Here is a 23,414-nt window from a genome sequence, read left to right as displayed (position 1 = left end):
CGTAGTCTGTAAGAGTCAGTCGGTGACATTGCCTGCCGGTCATGTATTTGCGTCCGCCTGAGGGCCCAGCGCCTGGTAAGAGATCGCTGCTCGGATTGATTCCGGGGCGGTCCGCAGTCGTGTGGGTCGTAGCCTTCAGCATCTCGGTGAATCTGCTGCTCCTGGTCGTTCCCCTCTATTCGATCGAGGTGTTCGACCGGGTGATCAGCAGCGGCAGCGTTGAAACGCTTGTTGGTCTCACGATGATCGCCGCAACGGCTCTCGTCTTCAGCGCCGCTTTCGATATCCTGCGCAGCCGCCTCCTCAGCCGGTTCGCCGTTGGCTTCGAGCGGTGCGTCGCGCCGATCGTTCTCGAAGGCACCATCGTGGACGCGGCAAGTCGCGGCGATGGAGGGACGCACGATCTCGTCAAGGTCCGCGAACTGAGAACCTTCCTGGCGAGCGGCACCGTTACGACGCTCATCGATGCGCCGTTTCTTCCTGCCTTCATTCTCATTCTATTCCTTCTCCACGTTTGGTATGGGGCCATTGCCCTGGTGGGGACGGCAATTCTGCTGGTGATGGGCATCATCAGCCGGCGGATCGCGCGCACCGAAACGGCCGAGGCGTCGGGAGCCGCACTGCGGACGCAGGCTGCCCTGGACGGGATCGTCCGGCACGCCAGCCTCGTGCGCGCGATGGGGTGGACCCGCGGCGCAGTTCGCGAATTCATGCGGCTCAACGATCAGGCGCTGTCGCCCGTCGTTCGAGCCAGTGAACGTGTCTATGCGATCGGCGCTGCCGCGCGCATGATCAGGACGATCCTGCAGATTGCGGCGATCGGAGCAGGCGCCTGGCTGGTTCTTCAAAATGAGGTGTTGTCGGGCAGCCTGATCGCGAGTTCGCTGCTGATCGCGCGCACGCTCCAGCCGATGGAAAGCCTGATCTCAGCCTGGCGCGCGCTCACATCCGCGCAGGAGGCCTGGGCACAGGTCCAGGCCGCCGCTGCGCCGGTGTTGGCGCGAAAGAGGAAGACATTGCTTCCGATGCCGTCCGGCAGGCTGGTCGTCGATCGCGTGGCCTACAGGCCCGCTGGAGCCAAACGCCCCATTCTCGCGGGCATAAATTTCGAGTGCCGCGCCTCGCAAATCGTCGTCGTCATCGGTCCAACGGGCGCCGGAAAATCGACCCTGCTGCGGCTGATGGCGGCCCTCGAGCTGCCGAGCAGCGGCACGATCCGGCTGGATCATGCCGCTCTTCATAATTGGGATCCGGATCAGCTCGGCAGGTACGTCGGATATCTTCCCCAGGACGTGCAGCTCGTCGGCGGCACCGTCGCGGACGCGATCGCCGGATTCGACGAAAGCGCGCGCGACGAAGACATCACCGCGGCAGCGATGCTCGCGCACGCGCATGACATGATCCTCTCCCTGCCATCTGGCTATCAGACGGAGATCGGTCGCGACGGCAGCAAGCTCTCAGGTGGTCAGCGCCAGCGGATTGGCCTCGCGCGAGCGTTCTTCGGCCACCGCAAGCTGATGCTGCTGGACGAACCAAATGCCAACCTTGACCCGGAAGGCGAGGAAGCGCTCTGCTCTGCGGCTTTGCAGGTCAAGGCGCGCGGCGCAACGCTGGTCATCGTGACGCACAGGCCCCGCCTCCTGACGATCGCGGATGCCGTACTGCTGCTGAGAGATGGCATGCAGCTCGCCTTTGGCCCGCCCGGCAAGGTTCTGCCCCTCCGTCTATCCGAGGTCACGCCAATATCGAAGTCGACCGACGGCCAACGCGAACAAGAGCCCCGCGTGCTCAGGACCGGAGGAGCGAGTCGATGACGTCGCAAGGCCATGCTCGCAACATCGTCATTCCTCGCCATGCCGTGACCGGCGAGCGGTGGGCGACATTCAATGAACCCCGCTCCGACATGCGGCGCATCGTGGTGTGGGGATGCGTGTTGCTCGTTCTGCAGTTCTGCTGCATCGGCGTCTGGGTGACCACCGTTCCGCTCCGCAGCGCCGTTGTGGCGTCCGGCTTCATCAAAGTGCATTCAAAGCGCAAGGCCGTGCAGCACCTCGAGGGAGGCATCATCAAGTCGATCCTGGTCAGGGAGAATGATCGTGTCCAGGCCGGTCAAGTGATTGCGCAGCTCGATACCACGCAGATCGAGGCGATGCTCGGTTCGCTCGAGACGAAATTGTTTGCTGACCTTGCGATGGAAGCGCGATTGGCCGCCGAACAGGCCGGCGAGAAAGAGATACGACTTCCGGATGAGCTGCGGAACAGTTCTGCTGCGGCCGCGCGGGTTGCCGCGCTGACCCAGCGGGCCGAGTTTGCGGCGCGGTTGACCGCGATCGACGGTGAACGAAAGCAGATTGATCAGCAGATGCTGCAACTGGAGGATACTATCCGCGGCCTGGAGGGCGACACCAAGGGGGCAGAGCAGCAACTTGCCCTTTTGAAGGAAGAAATCGCGGATACGAGTTCCCTGCTCGCCAAGGGGCTCGCGCGGAAGCCACGTTTACTGGCGCTGCAGCGGAGCCAGGCTGAAACGGAAGGGCAGATCGCCCGCAATGCAGCATCAATCTCGCAGGCACGAACAAAGATCGCCGAACTGGACGACAGGCGTCGACAGCTGGAGTTGAACCAGAATCGGGACATCGCAAAGCAGCTGCACGCCACCAGCCAGGAGATTGGCGATCTTCGACATCGAATTGCCGCGTTGCGTGATCAGCTTGTTCGATCCGAACTGCGTGCACCTGAAAGTGGGAAGGTCGTCGGCCTCAACAGCAGGGATCTCAGTGCCGTGCTTGCGCCCAGGGAAACTCTTCTGGAAATCGTTCCTCTTCAAGATCGGCTCGTCATCGAGGCGACGCTGAAGCCGACGGACAGGCAGGAGGTTTACGTCGGACAGGCGGCGCGCGTGCGCGTCCTCGCATTGAACATCCGCCGGATACCGATGCTTGATGCGAAGGTCGTTGCAGTTGCCGCGGATGCACTGAATGACCCGAAGACGGGCGTTGCCTCCTACATGGCGGAACTCGAGCTAGGGACCACCACGCAGACAGCATATTACCTTTCGTCATTATTGCCCGGAATGCCCGTCGAGGTGTTCGTCGAGACGGGAGAAAGAACCTTTGCGGAGTATTTGCTGCAGCCCATGGTGCTGCGGATCCACCGCGCTTTCAGGGAGAGTTAGGCCGCTGGCGCAATGCCGGCGGCATCGATATTGCGGGAGGAGCGCTTGCACGAGAATGGCAAGGTACTGCCCCACTGGCAGAATGGAATCGGGTTCTATCCAACGGAGAGCGCGCGCTCGACGATCGATACCGAGGGCCTGGTAGAACAATTTGCGAGCCCTGCTGACGAGAGTATCGGCCAGAGGGCGATGGAGCACTTCGGGAGGGGGATTGCGGAGCTGCTTGAATGCCGCAGCTGCTATATTGCGGCGGCGATGCGTCGAGCTTCCGGCCAACGATTGCTGCAGGCGCGGATCGGGCAGGCAACCATCGATCCTTCCTGCACGGCCATGGTGGCTCGAATTGCCCGCAAGGGCGCCAGTACAGGCTGTACGTTGCTCGAACCGGTCCATCTGCGCACGACTTTCGTGCGAAAGCTGATTGGGCCCGAGCCGGATATCAAAGGTCATTCCGTGATAGGACGGTTCGCCGCTTGCGAGGGCGTAACCGTCGTCTTCGTCGCGGGATGGCGTCAATCGGGACTTACGCGGGCCGAGGTTCCATGCCTCGTGCGCGCGGTGCGTGCGATCTGGGAGACCGCCCACGATCTGGTGCGATTGCAGCAGCGCCAGGAAGATGCGGCGACCTGGCTTGGCGTTTTGGCATTTCCTGCCCTGATCGTCGATGAAGATCTTCGCATTCATGAAATCAACGGCAACGCGCAATCGCTGTTGGCCAAGCGCGATCTCCTCAAGACGAATGGAGACAGGCTGGCCGGGCATAACAGTTCGGTGACGGCTGCCTTGAGGGAGGCGGTTCGCGAATCATTGGGTTCGCGGGCCGATCGGGAGTGGCTGGATACAACCGTGCCTCTTTCAACCGAGCGCGAGCGATTTGCCTTTGCCAGAATCGGGGCTGCGCCGCCGCCTTGTGATACCGGAAAGGCGCTTGTCATCGTGCCGCAGTTCGATGAGGTTTCGGGAGCGCACCGTATTGCCGCGGCTTTCGGCTTGAACTTCGCGGAAGAGCGGATCGTCACTCGGATCCTTCAAGGCAAGTGTCCACGAAAGATCGGTGCTGAACTGCGGCTAACCGAAGCAACGGTGAGAACCTACACCAAGCGCATAATGCTCAAACTGGGAATCAACCGGCAATCCGAGTTCTTTGTACTTCATCATCTCACCCAATCGCCGTTCGGTTCTGGCCTGCGTGAGAAGTCGGTCCGCCAGTTTGCATCCGTCTCTCGGTTGATCGGATAGGTGCAATATTTACCGGATAGGTACAATACTTGGAGAGACCTGATCGACGACTTCAGGATCGATGTTCGAAGCGTTCATGATGACACCAACCCATCCGCCCGCAACAACCGCCTTCATCCTTTCGACCGTGATTGTGGTCCTTGTGCTCGCAACCCCCGGACATGGCCTTGCCGAGCGCATCCAGCTGGGAATCCCGATCGCCTGCGAGCCGGGGAAGACCTGCTACATCCAAAACTATACGGATCGGGACCCATCACCAGGCGCAAGGGACTTCAAATGTGGCACGCTGACGTATGATGGGCACAACGGAACTGACTTTCGGCTCCCCTCGCTGCAGGCGCAACGGGCTGGCGTTGACGTTCTCGCGTCCGCAAGCGGACGCGTCCTTCGAACTCGGGGAAATCTGCCGGACGGAGCGTTCCACAAAGGCGCGCGCGAGGCTGTTCGTGACGTCGAATGCGGCAATGGCGTTCTGGTCCAACACGACGAGCATTGGGAAACGCAATACTGTCATCTGGCAACGGGCAGTCTTCGGGTGAAGCCGGGCGACTCCGTAACACGAGGGCAGCCGCTGGGCCGGGTAGGTCTATCGGGTTTGACCGAGTATCCTCACCTCCACTTCACGGTCCGGCACGACGGTTCGATCACGGATCCTTTCGCCCACGGCGCGAGCCCGGAATCCTGCGGCGGAGGAGAGATGCTGTGGGAACCCGCACTGCAGGCGCGGCTTCGCTACCAGGAGCGGACCGTTCTGAACACGGGTTTTGCGACGACCCCGGTGACGATGGAATTCATCGAGGACGGAAGGACGGACGCGGAATTGCCTTCGGCGGCGTCGGCGGCAATCGTCGCCTTTGTGCGTATCATCGGTTTGAAATCGGGCGACGTTCAGCGTCTTGTCCTCAGCGGGCCCTCCGGCAAGGTGATTGCCGAGAACAACGCTGCGCCCGTCGAGAACAATAAAGCGCAAGCATTTCTATCCACGGGTCGGAAGCGCCCCGCCAATGGCTGGGAGCAGGGCACCTACAAGGCCGAGTATACTGTCGAGCACGCCGGCCAGGTCGTGCTGAGAGAGCGCTGGGAACTTCCGGTTCAATCGCATTGATCCGATGATTTCTCCTTTGGTCTGCCAGAGCCCGTAATACCCGCCCGCGGTTACCCCCGTCAGCCATCCCCCTGGTTCCATCGGTTGCCCAAACGGCCCGCGACCGGTAATAGGGCCATTGAAAGGATCGCACGATGTCCGACATGCGCTTGATTGTTGCGGGAGCCGGCGGCCGGATGGGCCGGGCGCTGGTGCGGGCGATTGCCGAAAGCGATGGCGCGGTGCTGGCGGGCGCGCTGGAGGCGCCGGGCTCCGAGCTGCTCGGCAAGGATGCCGGCGTGCTCGCCGGCCTGCCGGCCAACGGTATCAAGCTGTCCGCCGATCTCTGGGCGATGTCGAGGGATGCCGACGGCATCCTCGACTTCACCGTGCCGGCGGCGACCATCGCCAATGTCGCGATCGCCGCCGAGCGCGGCATCGTCCATGTCATCGGCACGACAGGGCTGTCGGGCTCCGACAACGCCGTGATCAAGAGCGTCACCAATCGCGCGGTCGTGGTGCAGTCAGGCAATATGAGCCTGGGCGTCAACCTGCTCGCTGCCGTGGTCAAGCGCGTTGCCAAGGCGCTCGACCAGAGCTTCGATATCGAGATCGTCGAGACCCATCACCGCATGAAGGTCGATGCGCCCTCGGGCACCGCGCTGATGCTCGGCCAGGCCGCAGCGAGCGGCCGCGGCGTCACCCTCGATGATCATTCCGAGCGTGGGCGTGACGGCATCACCGGTGCGCGCCGGCGCGGCAATATCGGTTTCGCTTCGTTACGCGGCGGCACCGTGGCCGGCGACCACAGCGTGACCTTCCTCGGCCCGTTCGAGCGCTTGACGCTATCGCATCAGGCCGAGGACCGCATGCTGTTCGCCCATGGTGCGCTCAAGGCGGCGCTGTGGGCGCACGGCAAGAAGCCGGGGCACTACACCATGGCCGACGTGCTCGGCCTGTCCGACATCTGAACTGAACAACACGGAAAGCAGTTGATGAGCGAACGTCTTCTCGTGCTCGTGCGCCACGGCCAGAGCGAATGGAATCTGAAGAACCTGTTCACGGGTTGGAAGGACCCCGACCTCACCGAGCTCGGCGTGAACGAAGCCAGGGAAGCCGGCCGCAAGCTGAAGGCACAGGGCCTGGTGTTCGACGTCGCCTACACCTCGGTGCTGACGCGCGCGCAGCACACGCTCGATCTCATCCTCTCTGAGCTCGGCCAGGAGGGTCTGCCGACTTCGAAGAACCTCGCGCTGAACGAGCGCGACTATGGCGATCTCTCCGGTCTCAACAAGGACGACGCCCGCAAGAAATGGGGCGAGGACCAGGTGCTGATCTGGCGCCGCTCCTACGACGTGCCGCCGCCCGGCGGCGAAAGCCTGAAGGACACGCTCGCGCGCGCGCTGCCGTATTACGTGCAGGAGATCCTGCCCGGCGTGCTCAACGGCAAGCGCACGCTGGTTGCCGCCCACGGCAATTCGCTGCGCGCGCTGATCATGGTGCTGGAAAAGCTCTCGCCCGAAGGCATTTTGAAGCGCGAGCTCGCCACCGGCGTGCCGATCATCTACCGCCTCAACGCGGATTCGACGGTGGCCTCGAAGCTGGACCTGGCGGGGTAGGCTTTCGCCGCACGCGCGGTGCCGTAGGGTGGGCAAAGCGCAGCGTGCCCACGCAGCGTCAGCGATTTGAGAAAGATGGTGGGGCACGGCGCGATGCGCCCTTGTCCACCCTACGGCAGTGTGCTTGTTGCGCCTACTGCAGCCCCAGCTGCCCGGCCTCCCAGCCCAGCATCGCCTGCTTGCGGGTGATGCCCCAATGATAGCCGGTGAGCGTGCCGCTCTTGCCGAGCGCGCGGTGGCAGGGCACGACGAACGAGACCGGGTTCTTGCCGACCGCGGCACCGACGGCGCGCGACGCCTTCGGATTGCTGATGTTGCAGGCGATGTCGGAATAGGACACCGCGCGCCCCATCGGAATTCGCAAGAGCGTCTCCCACACCCGCACCTCGAAATCGGTGCCGATCAGCACCACGCGCAGCGGCTGATCCGGCCGCCACAGTTTTGGATCGAAGACGCGCGCGGCGAGCGGCGCAGTGCCTTCGTGATCTTCCACATAGGTGGCGTTCGGCCAGCGCCGCGTCATGTCGGCGAGCGCGATCTTCTCTTCGCCGTGGTCGGCGAAGGCGAGGCCCGACAGGCCGCGATCGGTGGCGATCACGATCGCGGTGCCAAAGGGCGAAGGGTGGAAGCCGTAGCGCAGGGTGAGGCCGGCGCCGCCGTTCTTCCATTCGCCCGGCGACATCGCTTCATGGGTGACGAAGAGATCGTGCAGCCGGCCCGGCCCGGACAGGCCGGAGTCGAGCGCCGCGTCAAGGATGCTGGCGGAATCCCTGAGCAGGTTCTTGGCGTGGTCGAGGGTGAGCGCCTGCATGAAGGCCTTCGGCGTGATCGAAGCCCAGCGGCGGAACAGATGGTGCAGCTCATCCGGCGTCACCCCGGCGGCATCCGCCATCGCCTCGATGGTCGGTTGCGCGCGCCAGTTCGCCGAGATGAAGGCGATCGCCCGCCGCACCGAATCATAGTCGCGCAAGGCGGCGTTCTGGGTGCCTGGCCTCGCCAGGCGCTGGTCATGTATCGCAAGGGTCATCATAGCAGGAAATGTAGGGGAGGCGCTGGCGCCAAACCACCCGATTTCCGACTGTGCTCAGGTCGCCGGATGATAGGTCGGGCCACGCCGCGCGGCGTTGAGAGCGCCCACCAAGGCATTGTAAAAGCTCGCTTTTTCTTCAGGCCCGAGAAAGCCTGCGATGAGCAGGCGGCGACCGCGGGAGATCAGATAGAGGTGCTCGATGCCGTATTCCTCATCGACCTCCTGGTCGAGCCGGACCCAGAGCGGATTGAAGGTCCATTCGGCAACCCGGCCACGATGGCTGACGCGTCGCACCCGCAATTCCGACGGCGTCACCACGATCTCCTCGCTGGCCCGTGCCGCGCGAAAATTGACCTTGAAGGCCCACCAGATCACGAGCACGTCGAGACCGAAGAAACCGAGCACCGGCCAGGCGCCCATCATCAGGAATGCGAGACCCGTGACGAAGCTGACGGCGCTCAGGAACAGCATCACGGCGAGGAAGCCGGTGCGGTTCAGCGAGCGGTGCGGCGTCAGCAGCGCGGCGAAGATTTGAGGCTCGTCCTCGCTCTCGGATCCCGACCGCGCAATTTCGTTGCCTGTGCTCATCGTCCATCAGTATATCCCGATCATGGCGAAAATCACCCGCAAGCCGGTCCCGCGCAAAGCGGCGGTGCCGAAGAAAAAGGCTAAACCGGTCGCGACCAAGCCGAGAGCACCCGCGAAGAAATCACTCAAAGCCACAAAGCCGTGGACGCCGGCCGAGGTCCACGAGGTCTTCAGCCGCTTCCGCAAGGCCAATCCGGAGCCCAAGGGCGAGCTCGAGCACGTCAACCCGTTCACGCTGCTGGTCGCCGTCGTGCTGTCGGCGCAGGCGACCGATGCCGGCGTCAACAAGGCGACGCGCGCGCTGTTCGAGGTTGCCGACACCCCGCAGAAGATGCTCGATCTCGGCGAGGAGCGCTTGCGCGACTACATCAAGACGATCGGCCTCTATCGCACCAAGGCCAGGAACGTGATCGCGCTGTCGGCCAAGCTGCTCAATGAATTCGGCGGCGAGGTGCCGCGCACGCGCGCCGAGATCGAGTCGTTGCCCGGCGCAGGTCGCAAGACCGCCAACGTCGTGCTCAACATGGCCTTCGGTGAGCATACGATGGCGGTCGACACCCATGTCTTCCGCGTCGGCAATCGCACGGAGCTTGCGCCCGGCAAGACGCCGCTGGAGGTCGAGCTTGGCCTCGAAAAGGTGATCCCAGCCGAGTTCATGCTGCACGCTCATCATTGGCTGATCCTGCACGGCCGCTATACCTGCCTCGCGCGCAAGCCGCGCTGCGAGGTCTGCCTGATCAACGATCTCTGTCGCTGGCCGGAGAAGACGGTGTGAGCAGGCCGCGCCCGGCGCGGCTATCGCACCTGCCGCGCCGGCTCGATCAGCTCGGGCCGCGGGCCCGACAGGCGCTTGTGCATGTGGACCATGAAGGCCATGCCGAAGATCGGCGTCGCCAGATTGACGATCGGGATCGAGACGAAGGCGGCGATGAACAGGCCGGCGGTGAAGATGGTTGCGGCATTGTCGCGCCGCATCGCCTTGGCTTCCTCCGGAGGGCGGAAGCGCATCGCGGCGAGCTCGAAATATTCGCGGCCGAGCAGCCATGCCGCGGCAACAAAGAAGATCAGGAAACCGGCGCCGGCGAACAGCACCAGCGGCAGTGCGATCAGATAGACCAGGATCGTCAGCAGCGCGGTCTTGACGCCCTCGAAGATCGCCTGGCTGAACGGCAGCGCCACGCCGGGCCGCTCGGCGGGATAGTGCTCGCGCTCGACGATGTCGGCGACGTCGTCGACGAACAGGCTCGCCACCAGCGAGGTGATCGCCGGCATCAGGAAGATGCCGCCGAATACGACGCCGAGGCCCGCCGCGATCGAGACGATCCAGGAGAGAACCCCGATCGAGGAATGCCAGCCCGGCCCGAGCAGGCCTTCCAGCCAGACCTCGCCCGAGGTCGCAAACCAGCTGAGCAGCCGCTGCAAGCCGATCGCCAGCACGGTGATCAGCACCAGCGCGAGCCCGATCGACCGCCACAGGATCGAGCGCATCGGCGGCGAGATCAATTGCGACAGCGCCTTGATGGCGGCATCCAGCATGGGGGATCCTCTGAGGTAAACGACGCGTGAGAGGTAGACACCCAATGCGGCTTCGGCAAGGGCGGGGGGCGCGGTGCGGTCGGCCTCGATCGTGGCTGTTGCTTACCCGCCAGGGGAGGGTAAGAGCCGCGACTCGTTCCCAGAGCAGCCTACCCGTGCCTATGCCCGTGCTTGCGCGCCTTCGCCGGCTTGCCGTCGCCGGTCGGGATCATCACGACGCGGCCGTAGCGCACGCCGCGTTCGGCGATGATGTGATCGGCGAAATGCCTGACCTCGGAGGCTGCGCCGCGCAGCGCCGTCATTTCCATGCAATTGTTGTCGTCGAGGTGGACATGCAGCGTCGCCAGCGCGAGGTCGTGGTGGCCGTGGAATTCCTGCACCAGCCGTTTCGACAGATCACGCGCCGCGTGGTCATAGACGTAGACGAGACCGGCAACGCATTGGCCGGTCTGCGCGGTGTCCTCGGCGCTCTGCTGCAGGCCGGCGCGCGCAAGGTCGCGGATGATCTCGGAGCGGTTCTGGTAGCCGCGCGCTTCGGCTGCGGCATCGATCTCCGCCAGGAGATCGTCCTCGATCGTGATGGTAATCCGCTGCATCAGGTCCTCTCCGCAGGCGCCGAACGAACCCCGTTTTACACGGATTTTGCGACGCTCACAGCCGCGTCGCACGCAGCCGCAGCGCGTTGCCGACCACGCTCACCGAGGACAGCGCCATCGCCGCCGCGGCGATGATCGGGGAAAGCAGCAGACCAAACGCCGGGTAGAGGACGCCGGCGGCGATCGGAATTCCGGCGGCGTTGTAGATGAAGGCGAAGAACAGGTTCTGCCGGATATTGCTCATCGTTGCCTGCGACAGCTTTCGCGCCCGCACGATGCCGACGAGGTCGCCCTTGAGCAGCGTCACGCCGGCGCTCTCCATCGCAACGTCGGTGCCGGTGCCCATGGCGATGCCGACCTCGGCCGCCGCCAGCGCCGGCGCGTCGTTGACGCCGTCGCCGGCCATGGCGACGCTGCGGCCTGCCTTCTGCAGCTTGGTGACCACCGCGCTCTTCTGGTCCGGCAGCACTTCGGCCTCGACCTCGGCGATGCCGAGCCGGCGCGCCACGGCCTCCGCCGTGGTGCGGTTGTCGCCGGTCAGCATGATCACCTTGATGCCTTCCGCCGCGAGCGCCTTCAGCGCCTCCGGCGTCGAGGCCTTGACCGGATCTGCGATCGCGAACAGGCCGGCGAGACGGCCGTCGACGGCCATGTTGATCACGGTGGCGCCGTCGCCGCGCAGGCGTTCGGCTTGGGTGGCGAGCGATTCGGTGTCGACGCCGATCGACGACAGATATCTGGCATTGCCGAGCACGATGGTCTTGCCGCCGACCTTGCCGGTCGCGCCCTTGCCCGTCGGCGAATCGAACTGCTCGACCTGGCCGAGGGTGAGCTGCTTCTCCTTGGCCGCGCGCACGATGGCGTCGGCCAGCGGATGCTCGCTGGCGCGCTCGACGGTGGCCGCCATCCGGAGGATATCGTCCTCCGCAAAGCCGGACGCCGGCACGATCGAGACCACCTTGGGCTTGCCCTCGGTTAGCGTGCCGGTCTTGTCGACCACCAGCGTGTCGATCTTCTCCATCCGCTCCAGCGCCTCGGCGTTCTTGATCAGGACGCCGCCCTGCGCGCCGCGGCCGACGCCGACCATGATCGACATCGGAGTTGCGAGACCCAGCGCGCAGGGGCAGGCGATGATCAGCACGCTCACCGCGGCGACGAGGCCGAAGGCGAGCCGCGGCTCCGGGCCGAACCAGGCCCAGGCCGCAAAGGCGGCGATGGCGGCGACGATCACCAACGGCACGAACCAGCCGGCGACCTGGTCGGCCAACCGCTGGATCGGCGCGCGCGAGCGCTGCGCATCCGCGACCATCTGCACGATCTGCGATAGCAGCGTCTCGCGCCCGACCTTGTCGGCGCGCATGATGAAGCTGCCGGACTGGTTCAGCGTGCCGGCGATGACCTTTGCGCCGGTCTCCTTGGTGACCGGCATGGATTCGCCCGTCACCAGCGATTCATCGAGCGATGAGCGGCCTTCGAGGATGATGCCGTCGACCGGCACCTTCTCGCCGGGACGGACGCGCAGGCGATCGCCGGCGTGCAGCGTGTCGATCTCGACCTCGTGCTCGCTGCCATCAGGCTCGACGCGGCGCGCGGTCTTCGGCGCGAGCTGCAGCAGCGCCTTGATCGCGCCCGAGGTCGCATCGCGGGCGCGCAGCTCCAGCACCTGGCCGAGCAGCACCAAGACGGTGATGACCGCGGCCGCCTCGAAATAGACTGCGACCGCGCCCTCATGGCCGCGGAAGGTGGCGGGGAAGATCTGCGGCGTGACCGTGCCGAGCACGCTGTAGACATAGGCAACGCCCGTGCCCATTGCGATCAGCGTGAACATGTTGAGATTGCGCGTCAGCAGCGACTGCCAGCCGCGGACGAAGAACGGCCAGCCGGCCCACAGCACCACGGGGGTCGCAAAGACGAGCTGGATCCAGTTCGACAGGGTCGGATCGATCCAGCTGTGCGGGCCAGCGAGATGGCCGCCCATCTCCAGCGCGATCGGCGGCAGCGACAGCACGCCGCCGATCCAGAACCGCCGCGTCATGTCGGCGAGCTCGGGATTGGGGCCGGTCTCCAGGCTCGCGACCTCGGGCTCCAGGGCCATGCCGCAGATCGGGCACGTGCCCGGCCCGACCTGGCGGATCTGCGGGTGCATCGGGCAGGTGTAGATCGTGCCCGCGGGCATCTCCGGTTCGGGCGCCCCGTCCTTGGCGAGATATTTGGCGGGATCGGCTGCGAACTTGGTGCGGCAGCCGGCCGAGCAGAAATGGAAGGTCTCGCCGTGATGCTCGAAGCGATGCTTCGAGGTCGCGGGATCGACGCTCATGCCGCAGACGGGATCTTTGACCTTGGTTGCAGCGCCATGATCATGGCCGTGATGATGGTCGTGGCCGGCATGGCCGCCGCAGCACGAGGAGGCCTCGGGCTTGGCCGCGGGCACTGTCGCTTTCGAGGAACAGCCGCACCCGGAATGCGTTTCCGCGCTGTGAGAGGGCTCGTGCTCGTTGTTGTTCATTGCCATGTTCGGCCTTCGCGACTGGTCTTGAAACCCATACCCGGTAGGGGTATATAGACGCCATGCGCAAGGACATCAAGACATCCGTCGGAAAACGCCTCGGCCGGATCGAGGGCCAGGTTCGTGGCCTCTCGAAAATGGTGGAGGAAGACCGCTATTGCATCGACATCGTGACGCAAATCGCGGCGGTGCGCGCCGCGTTGCGCCGGGTCGAGGAAGAGGTCTTGAAGGATCATGTCGCCCATTGCGTCGAGCACGCCATCGCGAGCGGCGACAAGACCGATCAGCGCGCGAAGATCGCGGAGCTGATGGCGGTGATCGGACGGGCGGAGCGGTAGCGCGCTCGCTCCACCGTCGTCGCAAGAGCTCCTCGCAATGACGGTGGAGAAGTCTCGTAGGGTGGGCAAAGCGCAGCGTGCCCACCACGATCAGTGGTCGCAGAAGAACGTGGGCACGGCGCTTCGCGCCTTTGCCCACCCTACGAGACGGCGAACCTAAGCCGCCATCTCTCGCGCCCGCGCGCGATACATCGCGAGCTCGCTGAGCTGCACGAAATGTTCGGAGAACGCCACGCTGGCTTGTGCGCTCACTTCTTCAGCCGGAATTTCACCCGGCGTCGCTTCGTCAGTCGCTTCAGGAACGAGCGGCGGCGCCACGAACGTTTCTGGAAACACACTGAACGAGCCCGCCACCTCCTCGAGCGGCTTTTGCTTGTCGGCCCAGTGCAGGGCCGTGTAGTCGAATCCGTGCACGATGGTGGGTTTGACGACTTCGAAATAGGGCGAGATGTCGAAGTCGCGGGGCATGTAGAGCGAGGAATCGCGGATGTGCAGGATCTCGCGCCGTGCGGCGCGGCTGCCGGCCTTGGTGATCTTCGGCAGGATCGGGTAGCGCACGGCGTCGAAGGCCTGCGCGATCAGTGCCGAGCAAATGATCTTGGTCGGGTCGCCCGAGCCGATCGCGATCATGCGCCGGCGCCAGCGCTGCGGTATCGGCAGCGGGAACAGGTAGCGCATGAGGTCGACGATGTTCTTGGTGTCGTAGCCGAAGCCGATGCGATTGATCGCATAGCGGCAGACCGTGGTGCGGTCCTCATAGGACAGCCCGACCGGGCGGCAGAGGCGGGTGTGATAGGGGAAATATTTCGACAGCGGCGCCGAGGTGACGCCTTCGCCGATATTGGCCTCGATCAGAACATGCGGCTCGCCGTCCTCCTCCGCCGCCCCGTCGATGGGGCCGACATAGAGCGCGGCATGCGACCAGGTCGACTGCGTCAGGTACTTGATGATGCCGGAGATGCGGTTGTTGCCCTCGACCAGCAGCACGTCGCCGGGCTCGATGACGCCGCGCAGATGCTCCGGGTCGCTCGGCGTAAACGGCTCATAGCCCGGCACCTCCTTCGAGAGGTACGCGGCAATCAGCTTGCCGACAGAATCCAGGACCGTCCCCATCTCGAACCCCCCACGGCCTTTTCCGGCCGTCTTTTTCCCTTCTCTATCATGGTCGAAACGTGTTGCAATTCGGTTCATCACTCTGTGAGATCAAGCATGATTGATTCACCATGATGGTTGCTGCGCAACATCGGATACGGCAAGGTTCGCGGGCTGTTCACGTTCGCCGCAAGTCCCCGGAAACCATGACATGACAATCACGCGCCGCGGCTTTCTTTCGGCGTCGGCGGCCATTGCGGCAATGCCGGTGCTGCGCGCGTCCGCCGCGCCCCTGCCGCGCGAGGCCGACATCGTCGTGATCGGTGCGGGGGCGGCGGGAATTGCCGCGGCGCGGCGCATCATGGCAACGGGCCGCAAGGTCATCGTGGTGGAAGCGGCCCGGCAGGTCGGCGGCCGTTGCATCACCGACAACACGACCTTCGACACGCCGTTCGACCGCGGCGCCCGCTGGATGCACAATCCCGACACAAACCCGATGATCCGGCTGGCGCGCAGCGCCGGGCTGGACGTGCTGCCGGCGCCCTCGGGCCAGAAGATGCGCATCGGCCGCCGCAATGCACGCGCGGGCGAGACCGAGCAATTCCTGGCCGCCCTGGTGCGCGCCAACCGTGCCATCGACGAGGCCGGGCGAGGTAAGCTCGATACCTCCTGCGCATCGGTGCTGCCAAAGGATCTCGGCGACTGGGCCGGCGCGGCCGAGTTCATGCTGGGCGCGAGCTTCGCCGGCAAGGACCTCAAGGAGCTGTCCGCGATCGACAAGGGCCGCGCGCAGGACCGCAATGCGGCGATCGCCTGCCGCCAGGGCCTGGGCACGCTGATCGCCAAGCTCGCCGAGCAGGCGCCGGTGGTGCTGTCGACGCCGGCGAGCCGCATTGCCTGGAGCAATCGCGACGTCAGCGTCGAGACGCAAGCCGGCAAGATCGCGGCGCGCGCCGCCATCGTCACGGTCTCGACCAACGTGCTGACATCGGGCGCGATCAAATTCGCGCCCGACATTCCCAAGCGGACGCTGGATGCGGCATCGAAGCTCAGCCTCGGCAGCTACGATCGCATCGTGCTGCAGCTGCCGGGCAATCCGCTCGGCCTGTCGCGCGACGACATCCTCATCGAGCAGAGCAATTCGACCCGCACGGCGCTGATGTTCGCCAATATCGGCGGCTCCTCGCTGTGCTCGATCGATGTCGGCGGCTCGTTCGGCCGCGATCTCGCCGATCAGGGCGAGAAGGCGATGGCTGCCTTTGCCCGGGAGTGGATCACAAAGCTGTTCGGCAGCGAGGCCGCTTCCGTGGTGCAAAAGACCAGCGCCACGCGCTGGAACGCCTCGCCTTACGTGATGGGCGCAATGTCGGCGTCTGCGCCCGGCGGCCAGCTCTCGCGAAGAACTCTGGCCGAGCCGATCGGCAATGTGTTCCTCGCCGGCGAAGCCACCCACGAGACGTTGTGGGGCACCGTCGACGGCGCCTGGGAAAGCGGCGAACGCGCCGCCGATGCAGCCCTGCGCAAGATCGGCGCACTCAAGGACGAGCCTGCGGAGGTGCCCACGCAGTCGACCAAGAAGCGGCGGACGCCGCGGCAGTAGTTACCGCAGCACGCCATCCAATGCCGGCAATCCAAAGATCACCGCCATCGCAATCAGCGCGTAGCAGATGCCGCGAAACACCTTCTCGCTCGCACGCCCGAACAGCGAGGCTCCGAGCGCCACGCCTGTCGCATAGGCCGGGCCGACGATCAGCGACAGCACCAGCGATTCGCGGCTGATCAGGCCGGTCGCCGCGTAGCTGACCATCGAGAAGAAATCCGAGGCGCCGAAGAACAGCAGGATGTTGGCGCGCGCGACGATCGGCGCGATCGGGCGGCCGAGCCAGTAGCCGACGATCGGCGGGCCGCCGGTCTGCGCGAGCCCGCTACAGAAGCCGGAGAGGCCGCCGATGCCCACCGACAGAAAGGCGTGGTCCTTGCCGCGATAACGCCAGCCCGACAGCAGCAGAAGGAGCAGCGCCGCGACGAAGCAGGAGATGATCCAGCGCGTGGTGACCGGCTCGAGCACGCTGAGGAAATAGGTGCCGATGGGGACGCCGATCAGCGCGCCCAGCACGATCACCCCGGTGGCCCTGCGGTCGGCCTTTCGCCAGGCATCCGGCAGCAGCGGCGCGGCTGCGACGAAATCGATGACGAGCAACAGGGCAGCAACGAGCCGCGGCGCCGCGATGCTGCTCGCCAGCGGCATGAAGATCAGCGCCGAGCCGAAGCCGGAGAAGCCGCGCGCAGTGCCGGAAATGAAAGCGACGGCGCAGAGCGCCGCCGCAATCGAGAGGCTGACGTCCTTCGGAAGGAAGTCCGCAGGACTCATCCGCGCAACGTGCCGCCGGTCTTCTTGGTGACCTCGGCCACGATCTTCGTGGCGACGGCCTCGATCTCCTGATCGGTCAGGGTTTTCTCGCGCGGCTGCAGCGTGACGGCGATCGCGATCGACTTCTTAGCCTCATCGATGCCCTTGCCTTCGTAGATGTCGAAGACATTGACGCCGGTGATCAGCTTCTTGTCGACGCCCTGCGCGGCGCGAACGATGTCGCCGGCCTTCACGCTGCGGTCGACAATGAACGCGAAGTCACGCGACACCGGCTGGAACGCCGAGAGCTCGATCAAGGGCTTGGCGCGCGTCGGCTTCTTCTTCGCCTCGGGGATGCGGTCGAGGATCACCTCGAACACGACGAGCGGCCCGTCGGCGCCGAGCGCCTCGAGCGCTCTGGGGTGCACTTCGCCGAAATATCCGAGCACGTTCTGCGGTCCGATCTGGATCGTGCCGGAGCGGCCCGGATGCAGCCAGCCGGGGCCACCCGCCACGATCTGCAGCGCCTGCATCGGCGCGCCGGCGGCCGCCAGCACCGCCAGCGCATCGGCCTTGGCGTCGAACAGATCGGCCTGCGCCGAGCCGGTCCAGTGCCGTCCCAGCCCTTCGGACGACGCAAGGCCGCGGCGCACGCCGCTCGCCGCCATGAACTGGTCCTGCGGGCGATCGCCCTTGAACACCTGGCCGACCTCGAACAGCGCGACATCGCCGAAGCCGCGATCGGCATTGGCCTGCGCCGCCGCGATCAGGCCGGCGAGCAGGGTCGGGCGCATGTCGGAGAGATCCGCAGCGATCGGGTTCGCCACTTCGAGCTCGCGCTGTCCGCCGCCGAACAATTCGGCCGCAGGTTTTGCGATGAACGACCAGGTCACGGCTTCGACCATGCCGCGGCTCGCGAGCGCCCGCCGCGCGCGGCGGGTGCGCAGCTGCAGCGGCGTCAGCACCGGCTTGCGTGGCTCGTCGCCGCGTTCGAACGGCGTCATCGGCACCTTGTCGACGCCGAAGATGCGGACGATCTCCTCGACGATGTCGGCTTTGCCGTGCACGTCGGAGCGCCACGAGGGCACCGCGACCTTCACCACCGGGCCGGGACCCGCCATCATGAAGCCGAGATGGGTCAGGATGCGCTTCATCTCGACCTGCGGCACCTCAATGCCGGACAGGCGCTTGACCTCGGTGATCGGGAATTCGATCAGGCGGTCGTCGCCGAAGGCCTTGCCGACCACGACGGTCTCGGACGGCGTGCCGCCGCACATCTCCATCACCAGCTTGGTCGCGAGCTCGAGGCCGGGCACCATGAAGGCCGGATCGACGCCGCGCTCGAAGCGGTAGCGCGCGTCCGAATTGATGCCGAGCTTGCGGCCGGTCTGGGCGATGTTGATCTCGTTCCACAGCGCCGATTCGATCAGCACGTCAGTCGTGTTCTCGTCGCAGCCCGAGGCTTCGCCGCCCATGATGCCGGCGAGCGATTCGACGCCGTGCTCGTCCGCGATCACGCAAATGGCGGGATCGAGATCGTAGGTGCGGCCGTCGAGCGCCAGCAGGCTCTCGCCCTCGCGCGCGCGGCGCACGACGAGATTGCCCTTCACCTTCCCGGCGTCGAACACGTGCAGCGGGCGCGCGCGGTCGTAGGTGATGAAGTTGGTGATGTCGACCAGCGCATTGATCGGACGCAGCCCGATCGCGGTCAGCCGCTTCTGCAGCCATTCCGGCGACGGCCCGTTCTTGACGCCGCGCACGAGGCGGAGCGCAAAGCCCGGGCAGAGCGTGGCATCCTCGACCGTGACCTTCACGGGACAAGGGAATTCGCCCTTGATCGGCTTGATCGTGGGGTCCTTGAACTTGCCCATGTCGGCGGCGGCGAGATCGCGCGCGATGCCGTGCACGCCGGTGCAGTCCTGCCGGTTCGGCGTCAAATTGATCTCGATTACGGGATCGCCGAGGCCGGCCCACTCGGCGTAGGCCGCGCCGATGGGCGCGTCAGCCGGCAATTCCATGATGCCGTCATGGTCGTTGGAGATCTGAAGCTCGGCCGCCGAGCACAGCATGCCGCGGCTCTCGACGCCGCGGATGGTGCCAACGCCGAGCGTGATGTCCTTGCCGGGAATGTAGGTGCCGGGCGGCGAAAACACGCTGACGAGCCCGGCGCGCGCATTCGGCGCGCCGCACACCACCTGCACCGGCGCGCTGCCGTCGCCGGTGTCGACCATGCAGACGCGCAGGCGATCCGCATTCGGATGCTGCTCGGCCGAGATCACCTTCGCGATAGTGAAGGGCTTGAGCGCCTTCGCCTTGTCCTCGATGTTCTCGACCTCGAGCCCGATCATGGTGAGCTTCTCGGCGAGCTTTTCCAGCGGCTCGTCGGTGTCGAGATGGTCCTTCAGCCAGGAGAGGGTGAATTTCACGAGCTCAGCCCTCCCGCCAACGTCGGCACCTCCAGCGGCTTGAAGCCGTAATGGGACAGCCAGCGGACGTCGCTGTCGAACAGCTGGCGCAAATCGGCGATGCCGTATTTCAGCATGGCGATGCGGTCGATGCCCATGCCCCAGGCAAAGCCCTGGTACTCGTCGGGATCGATGCCGCAGGCGCGCAGCACGTTGGGATGCACCATGCCGCAGCCGAGGATCTCGAGCCAGTCCTCGCCCTCGCCGAAGCGGATCTCGCCCTTGTCGCGGCGGCACTGGATGTCGACTTCCAGCGACGGCTCGGTGAACGGGAAGAACGAGGGCCGGAAGCGCATGTTGATGTGATCGACCTCGAAGAACGCCTTGCAGAACTCGTGCAGGATCCATTTGAGGTGGCCGAGATGCGAGCTCTTGTCGATGACGAGGCCCTCGACCTGATGGAATTGCGGCGTATGGGTCGCGTCCGAATCGATGCGGTAGGTGCGGCCCGGGCAGATCACGCGGATCGGCGGCTTCTGGCTCAGCATGGTGCGCACCTGCACCGGCGAGGTGTGGGTTCTGAGCAGCATGCGCGAGCCGTCCTGCCTCGGATGGAAGAAGAACGTGTCGTGCATCTCGCGCGCCGGATGGCCTTCCGGGAAATTCAGCTTGGTGAAGTTGTAGTCGTCGGTCTCGATGTCGGGGCCTTCGGCCACCGAGAATCCCATGTCGGCGAAGATCGTAGTCAGCTCGTCCCAGACCTGGCTCAGCGGATGGATGCGGCCGGCGTCAGCCGGCGCATCGCGCAGCGGCAGGGTGACGTCGACGGTCTCGGACGCCAGCCGCGCATCGAGCGCCGCCGACTTCAGCACGTCGCGCCGGACCGCGAGCGCCTGCGTGACCTTGTCCTTGGCGAGGTTGATCGCGGCGCCTTGCGTCTTGCGTTCCTCCGGCGACATCTTGCCGAGCGTGGCGAGCAGCGCGGAGATCGAGCCCTTCTTGCCGAGGGCTGCGACGCGCACGGCTTCGAGCGCGGCTTCATCGCCGGCGGCGGCGATCTGGTCGAGGATGGATGTTTCGAGCGTTGCGAGGTCGGACACAGTCAAATCCTTGGCTCTAAATTCGGCTGGGTTGTCGCCGCCCGAAGGCCGTAACGTCAAGCAAAAAGCCGGTCGTTCGGGCTTGCGGCCGGCAGGGTTGAACGCCGCCCCCGGGACCCGGCACTAACGGGCGTACGAGGAGAGTTTTGCGATGCTTTCGAGATCCTGGCTGGTCGGCCTGGCCCTGCTTGTTTTGCAAGGTGGCTTGGGTGGCACGGCCGACGCCGAGGAATGCCCGGCCAAATCGACGTCGATGGACGACGTCGTCGAAGTCCTCAATGCGGCGCCTGGCTGCGGCCGTGCCATGAAGCTGTTCGAGGCCTGCGCATATGGCGCCAGCGGCGACGTGCAGTTCGGCGAAGTTGTCGAGAAGAAATGCGAAGCTGATTTCGGCGACCAGCTGAAGCCGCCGCAGAAGCTCAGCTATCAGCGCGAGTTGCAGGCGTGCGATCGCAAGTACCGGAACAAGTCCGGCACCATGTATCTTTCGTTCACAGCCTTTTGCCGGGCGCAGGTCGCCGAGCGTTACTCGCAGCGCGCGTTGAAGGCTGCGGGCCAAAAGGCCCGCTAGCGCTGGCCTCAGGCGGCGAGCGCAGCCTTGGCCTTCTCGGCGATCGCCTGGAACGCGGCGGGCTCGCTGATCGCGAGATCCGACAGCACCTTGCGGTCCACGGTGATCCCGGACTTGGCCATGCCGTCGATAAACTTGCTGTAGGTCAGGCCGAACGGACGGACCGCGGCGTTGATGCGCTGGATCCAGAGCGCGCGGAACGTCCGCTTCTTACGCTTGCGGTCGCGGAAGGCATATTGCATCGCCTTCTCGACCGCCGGCTTGGCGGCGCGGATGGTGTTCTTGCGGCGGCCGTAGAAGCCCTTGGCGGCCTTGTAGACCTTCTTGTGCTTGGCGTGGGCGGTCACACCGCGTTTGACGCGAGACATGACGAAATCCTTCAGAGATGACTTTGGTTATCGGATCGCCGCGGGATGCGCGGCAGAGGTGGCAATGATCGTGGACGCGATCAGGCGTTCGGCAAGAAGTACTTCTTGACGTTGTCGCCGTCGGTCTTGAACAGCACGCGGGTGCCGCGGAGCTGACGGATCTGCTTCTTCGTCCGCTTGATCATGCCGTGACGCTTGCCACGCTGGGCGTGCATCACTTTGCCGGTGGCAGTCACCTTGAAGCGCTTTTTAGCGCCCGATTTGGTCTTCAGCTTGGGCATTTGGCTCTCCTAATGGCCACAGAGATTCGCCCGCGAAGGCGGCTGGACCGTCAAAAATGCTCGTTAGAGCGTTGATTGTGCTCAAGTTTCACGAACAAGCGCGAAACCCGCACGGACACCGCCACGGCAGCCCGTAAATCAGCCGGGCGATGAAGGCTGGGCTTATGACAGAGGACAGGCCAATTGGCAACGATGAACCGGCGGAACCTGCTCGCCGACTATTGGACGCTGCCACCCCTCATGTCCAAGCCTTCTCGCCTGAAGCAGGTCCAAAATGGCTCATTTTCCGCAATTTTTGGTTTCACTGGCCGATTTCGCTCGCCCGCGCCGTCTGGCGCTGCTCGCCGTGTTTTTCGCGGCTGCGCTGCCACAGGCTGCCGACGCCCGCGCCGGCGGCTATGACGGCGTCTGGAACGTCACCTTCGCCACCACCCGCGGCAATTGCAGCTCGGGCTACAGCGTTCCCTTTACCGTGACGGGCACCCGCGTGTCGTCCGCCGGCGGCGGCCGGGTCTCGGGCCGGGTCAAGCGCTCCGGCGCTGTCGCCGTCTACGTCTCAGTCGGCGCCTCTCACGCCAGCGGCGGTGGCCGGCTCGCCGGAGTGAACGGCGCCGGGTCGTGGAAGGGCCTCATTTCCGGCGACCGGTGCAGCGGCACCTGGCAGGCGACGAGGACTTGAGTTCGACGGACCGCAAAGACAGCGGTGCGCTCCCCCACCCACCCGCCCGCGGGAGAGGTGAACAACAAAACGGCCCGCCGGGGATCCGGACGGGCCGTTGAACTCTCGAGTCCCAAAGCGTTGCGCGTCAGCGCGGCGCCAGCACCATCACCACCTGCCGACCTTCGAACCGCGCGTCCTGCTCGACCTTGGCGAGCTCGGCGACATCGGTCTTGATCTTGTCGAGCAGCTTGGTGCCGATCTCCTGGTGCGCCATTTCGCGGCCGCGATAGCGCAGCGTGATCTTGACCTTGTCGCCCTCTTCGAAGAAGCGCTGCATCGCGCGCATCTTCACGTCGTAATCGTGGTCGTCGATCATCGGGCGGAGCTTGATCTCCTTGATCTCGACGGTCTTCTGCCGCTTGCGGGCTTCCGCGGCTTTCTTCTGGGCGGAATACTTGTACTTCCCGTAATCCATGATCTTGCAGACGGGAGGGCTGGTATTCGGCGAAATCTCGACCAGATCCATCCCGGCTTCCTGCGCCATGCGGATGGCGACGACGGTCTCGACCGTGCCTTTGTTGTCACCGGTCTGGTCGATCAGCTGGATCTGCGCATTGCGGATATCATCATTGATGCGCGGCCCGTCTTTGCTGGCAGCGGGCGGAGCTTTATTAGGACGGCGAATGGGTGGTTCTCCAAAGTTGTGAAAGAAGCGGCTATTTTGAAGGAAGATGCGTTTGCCGGCAAGCAAGTCGCTGGTGCGAGGTGCGAAAACCCTCAAATGCGAGGCATTTTGGTCACGGCCCTCGGCACGCTGACCGACATAGACACCTTGCCTCTGTTCCGCAAGCGTCCCAAAGGACCAATAGCGATGC

General features: G+C 65.0%; 23 protein-coding genes. 11 read left to right on the top strand and 12 right to left on the bottom strand.

Translation table 11 applies throughout. The features are described from left to right. Positions 1–146 precede the first annotated feature (146 nt). From AC24YW_RS22905 to AC24YW_RS22880, 6 genes are all read left to right on the top strand, one after another. Positions 147–1,814: a type I secretion system permease/ATPase gene (locus AC24YW_RS22905; RefSeq protein ID WP_487484821.1), complete on the top strand. Its 1,668-nt coding sequence runs from the start codon at positions 147–149 to the stop codon at positions 1,812–1,814. Then, complete coding sequence (locus AC24YW_RS22900; protein ID WP_487484820.1) at positions 1,811–3,175, top strand: HlyD family type I secretion periplasmic adaptor subunit; 1,365 nt, start codon at positions 1,811–1,813, stop codon at positions 3,173–3,175. The genes AC24YW_RS22905 and AC24YW_RS22900 overlap by 4 nt, the downstream gene beginning before the upstream one ends. Positions 3,176–3,220: 45 nt before the next feature. Then, positions 3,221–4,414 (top strand): helix-turn-helix transcriptional regulator, encoded by a 1,194-nt coding sequence (locus tag AC24YW_RS22895; RefSeq protein WP_487484819.1) that lies wholly within the window; start codon positions 3,221–3,223, stop codon positions 4,412–4,414. Positions 4,415–4,475: 61 nt separating this feature from the next. Continuing rightward, positions 4,476–5,519: a M23 family metallopeptidase gene (locus AC24YW_RS22890; protein WP_487484818.1), complete on the top strand. Its 1,044-nt coding sequence runs from the start codon at positions 4,476–4,478 to the stop codon at positions 5,517–5,519. Positions 5,520–5,653: 134 nt separating this feature from the next. Further along, entirely contained in the window at positions 5,654–6,469 is an 816-nt protein-coding gene (dapB, locus tag AC24YW_RS22885) for a 4-hydroxy-tetrahydrodipicolinate reductase (RefSeq protein WP_487484817.1), read from the top strand. 24 nt (positions 6,470–6,493) lie between these two features. After that, the gene (locus AC24YW_RS22880) at positions 6,494–7,117 is read left to right on the top strand and encodes a 2,3-bisphosphoglycerate-dependent phosphoglycerate mutase (RefSeq protein ID WP_487484816.1); all 624 of its coding nucleotides are present in this window, start codon (positions 6,494–6,496) and stop codon (positions 7,115–7,117) included. 133 nt (positions 7,118–7,250) lie between these two features. On the opposite strand, the gene AC24YW_RS22875 is transcribed toward AC24YW_RS22880, so the two are convergent. Both AC24YW_RS22875 and AC24YW_RS22870 read right to left on the bottom strand, forming a co-directional pair. Further along, positions 7,251–8,147 (bottom strand): methylated-DNA--[protein]-cysteine S-methyltransferase, encoded by an 897-nt coding sequence (locus tag AC24YW_RS22875; RefSeq protein ID WP_487484815.1) that lies wholly within the window; start codon positions 8,145–8,147, stop codon positions 7,251–7,253. A gap of 54 nt (positions 8,148–8,201) precedes the next feature. Beyond that, entirely contained in the window at positions 8,202–8,735 is a 534-nt protein-coding gene (locus tag AC24YW_RS22870; RefSeq protein WP_487484814.1) for a DUF2244 domain-containing protein, read from the bottom strand. A gap of 22 nt (positions 8,736–8,757) precedes the next feature. Here AC24YW_RS22870 and nth point away from each other — a divergent pair, with 22 nt between their 5' ends. Beyond that, positions 8,758–9,510, top strand: a complete 753-nt coding sequence (gene nth, locus AC24YW_RS22865) for an endonuclease III (RefSeq protein ID WP_487484813.1) — start codon at positions 8,758–8,760, stop codon at positions 9,508–9,510. A 20-nt stretch (positions 9,511–9,530) separates the two neighbouring features. Here the strand turns inward: nth and AC24YW_RS22860 are convergent, their stop codons facing one another. The 3 genes from AC24YW_RS22860 to AC24YW_RS22850 form a co-directional block, all read right to left on the bottom strand. Further along, positions 9,531–10,271 carry a sulfate transporter family protein gene (locus tag AC24YW_RS22860; protein ID WP_487484812.1) on the bottom strand — a complete coding sequence of 247 codons (741 nt, stop codon included), beginning with the start codon at positions 10,269–10,271 and terminating at the stop codon, positions 9,531–9,533. Positions 10,272–10,420: 149 nt separating this feature from the next. After that, positions 10,421–10,867 carry a nickel-responsive transcriptional regulator NikR gene (gene nikR, locus AC24YW_RS22855; protein ID WP_487484811.1) on the bottom strand — a complete coding sequence of 149 codons (447 nt, stop codon included), beginning with the start codon at positions 10,865–10,867 and terminating at the stop codon, positions 10,421–10,423. 55 nt (positions 10,868–10,922) lie between these two features. Further along, a complete protein-coding gene (locus AC24YW_RS22850) occupies positions 10,923–13,373 on the bottom strand; it encodes a heavy metal translocating P-type ATPase (RefSeq protein ID WP_487484974.1) in 2,451 nt (816 codons plus the stop codon). 62 nt (positions 13,374–13,435) lie between these two features. Here AC24YW_RS22850 and AC24YW_RS22845 point away from each other — a divergent pair, with 62 nt between their 5' ends. Further along, the gene (locus AC24YW_RS22845) at positions 13,436–13,711 is read left to right on the top strand and encodes a metal-sensitive transcriptional regulator (RefSeq protein WP_487484810.1); all 276 of its coding nucleotides are present in this window, start codon (positions 13,436–13,438) and stop codon (positions 13,709–13,711) included. Between the two features lie 156 nt (positions 13,712–13,867). Here AC24YW_RS22845 and AC24YW_RS22840 read toward each other — a convergent pair whose 3' ends face one another. Next, positions 13,868–14,824 (bottom strand): YiiX/YebB-like N1pC/P60 family cysteine hydrolase, encoded by a 957-nt coding sequence (locus tag AC24YW_RS22840; protein WP_487484809.1) that lies wholly within the window; start codon positions 14,822–14,824, stop codon positions 13,868–13,870. 190 nt (positions 14,825–15,014) lie between these two features. On the opposite strand from AC24YW_RS22840, the gene AC24YW_RS22835 reads away from it, so the two are divergent. Next, positions 15,015–16,403: a flavin monoamine oxidase family protein gene (locus tag AC24YW_RS22835; RefSeq protein ID WP_487484808.1), complete on the top strand. Its 1,389-nt coding sequence runs from the start codon at positions 15,015–15,017 to the stop codon at positions 16,401–16,403. Here AC24YW_RS22835 and AC24YW_RS22830 read toward each other — a convergent pair whose 3' ends face one another. The 3 genes from AC24YW_RS22830 to pheS are packed head-to-tail and all read right to left on the bottom strand — an operon-like array spanning position 16,404 to position 20,658. After that, the gene (locus AC24YW_RS22830) at positions 16,404–17,174 is read right to left on the bottom strand and encodes a sulfite exporter TauE/SafE family protein (RefSeq protein WP_487484807.1); all 771 of its coding nucleotides are present in this window, start codon (positions 17,172–17,174) and stop codon (positions 16,404–16,406) included. It abuts the gene before it with no gap. Further along, on the bottom strand, positions 17,171–19,579 hold the full coding sequence (gene pheT, locus AC24YW_RS22825; protein ID WP_487484806.1) for a phenylalanine--tRNA ligase subunit beta: 2,409 nt from the start codon (positions 19,577–19,579) through the stop codon (positions 17,171–17,173). The genes AC24YW_RS22830 and pheT overlap by 4 nt, the downstream gene beginning before the upstream one ends. Then, complete coding sequence (gene pheS / locus AC24YW_RS22820; RefSeq protein WP_487484805.1) at positions 19,576–20,658, bottom strand: phenylalanine--tRNA ligase subunit alpha; 1,083 nt, start codon at positions 20,656–20,658, stop codon at positions 19,576–19,578. The genes pheT and pheS overlap by 4 nt, the downstream gene beginning before the upstream one ends. A 151-nt stretch (positions 20,659–20,809) precedes the next feature. Here pheS and AC24YW_RS22815 point away from each other — a divergent pair, with 151 nt between their 5' ends. Next, entirely contained in the window at positions 20,810–21,229 is a 420-nt protein-coding gene (locus AC24YW_RS22815; protein WP_487484804.1) for a hypothetical protein, read from the top strand. Positions 21,230–21,237: 8 nt separating this feature from the next. On the opposite strand, the gene rplT is transcribed toward AC24YW_RS22815, so the two are convergent. Both rplT and rpmI read right to left on the bottom strand, forming a co-directional pair. Beyond that, positions 21,238–21,597, bottom strand: coding sequence for a 50S ribosomal protein L20 (gene rplT, locus AC24YW_RS22810; protein WP_487484803.1), 360 nt, complete (start codon positions 21,595–21,597; stop codon positions 21,238–21,240). A gap of 80 nt (positions 21,598–21,677) precedes the next feature. Next, positions 21,678–21,878, bottom strand: a complete 201-nt coding sequence (gene rpmI / locus AC24YW_RS22805) for a 50S ribosomal protein L35 (protein ID WP_008539890.1) — start codon at positions 21,876–21,878, stop codon at positions 21,678–21,680. A gap of 274 nt (positions 21,879–22,152) precedes the next feature. On the opposite strand from rpmI, the gene AC24YW_RS22800 reads away from it, so the two are divergent. Continuing rightward, positions 22,153–22,557: a hypothetical protein gene (locus AC24YW_RS22800; protein ID WP_487484802.1), complete on the top strand. Its 405-nt coding sequence runs from the start codon at positions 22,153–22,155 to the stop codon at positions 22,555–22,557. Between the two features lie 127 nt (positions 22,558–22,684). Here the strand turns inward: AC24YW_RS22800 and infC are convergent, their stop codons facing one another. Further along, on the bottom strand, positions 22,685–23,224 hold the full coding sequence (gene infC, locus AC24YW_RS22795; RefSeq protein WP_080134054.1) for a translation initiation factor IF-3: 540 nt from the start codon (positions 23,222–23,224) through the stop codon (positions 22,685–22,687). Positions 23,225–23,414: the final 190 nt, after the last annotated feature.

This window comes from Bradyrhizobium sp. USDA3516 (assembly GCF_057651995.1).
The sequence above is the reverse complement of the archived record's forward strand: the minus strand, read 5'-3'. Positions and strand labels throughout refer to the sequence as shown.

Coding starts and splice junctions, on each gene's coding strand:
- nikR (WP_487484811.1), bottom strand. CDS start 10,867: ATGCAGCGGATTACCATCACGATCGAGGACGATCTCCTGGCGGAGATC.
- AC24YW_RS22870 (WP_487484814.1), bottom strand. CDS start 8,735: ATGAGCACAGGCAACGAAATTGCGCGGTCGGGATCCGAGAGCGAGGAC.
- AC24YW_RS22845 (WP_487484810.1), top strand. CDS start 13,436: ATGCGCAAGGACATCAAGACATCCGTCGGAAAACGCCTCGGCCGGATC.
- AC24YW_RS22840 (WP_487484809.1), bottom strand. CDS start 14,824: ATGGGGACGGTCCTGGATTCTGTCGGCAAGCTGATTGCCGCGTACCTC.
- AC24YW_RS22800 (WP_487484802.1), top strand. CDS start 22,153: ATGGCTCATTTTCCGCAATTTTTGGTTTCACTGGCCGATTTCGCTCGC.
- AC24YW_RS22830 (WP_487484807.1), bottom strand. CDS start 17,174: ATGAGTCCTGCGGACTTCCTTCCGAAGGACGTCAGCCTCTCGATTGCG.
- AC24YW_RS22860 (WP_487484812.1), bottom strand. CDS start 10,271: ATGCTGGATGCCGCCATCAAGGCGCTGTCGCAATTGATCTCGCCGCCG.
- AC24YW_RS22850 (WP_487484974.1), bottom strand. CDS start 13,373: ATGAACAACAACGAGCACGAGCCCTCTCACAGCGCGGAAACGCATTCC.
- AC24YW_RS22880 (WP_487484816.1), top strand. CDS start 6,494: ATGAGCGAACGTCTTCTCGTGCTCGTGCGCCACGGCCAGAGCGAATGG.
- rpmI (WP_008539890.1), bottom strand. CDS start 21,878: ATGCCCAAGCTGAAGACCAAATCGGGCGCTAAAAAGCGCTTCAAGGTG.
- AC24YW_RS22890 (WP_487484818.1), top strand. CDS start 4,476: ATGTTCGAAGCGTTCATGATGACACCAACCCATCCGCCCGCAACAACC.
- nth (WP_487484813.1), top strand. CDS start 8,758: ATGGCGAAAATCACCCGCAAGCCGGTCCCGCGCAAAGCGGCGGTGCCG.
- AC24YW_RS22835 (WP_487484808.1), top strand. CDS start 15,015: ATGACAATCACGCGCCGCGGCTTTCTTTCGGCGTCGGCGGCCATTGCG.
- rplT (WP_487484803.1), bottom strand. CDS start 21,597: ATGTCTCGCGTCAAACGCGGTGTGACCGCCCACGCCAAGCACAAGAAG.
- AC24YW_RS22875 (WP_487484815.1), bottom strand. CDS start 8,147: ATGATGACCCTTGCGATACATGACCAGCGCCTGGCGAGGCCAGGCACC.
- dapB (WP_487484817.1), top strand. CDS start 5,654: ATGTCCGACATGCGCTTGATTGTTGCGGGAGCCGGCGGCCGGATGGGC.
- AC24YW_RS22815 (WP_487484804.1), top strand. CDS start 20,810: ATGCTTTCGAGATCCTGGCTGGTCGGCCTGGCCCTGCTTGTTTTGCAA.
- AC24YW_RS22900 (WP_487484820.1), top strand. CDS start 1,811: ATGACGTCGCAAGGCCATGCTCGCAACATCGTCATTCCTCGCCATGCC.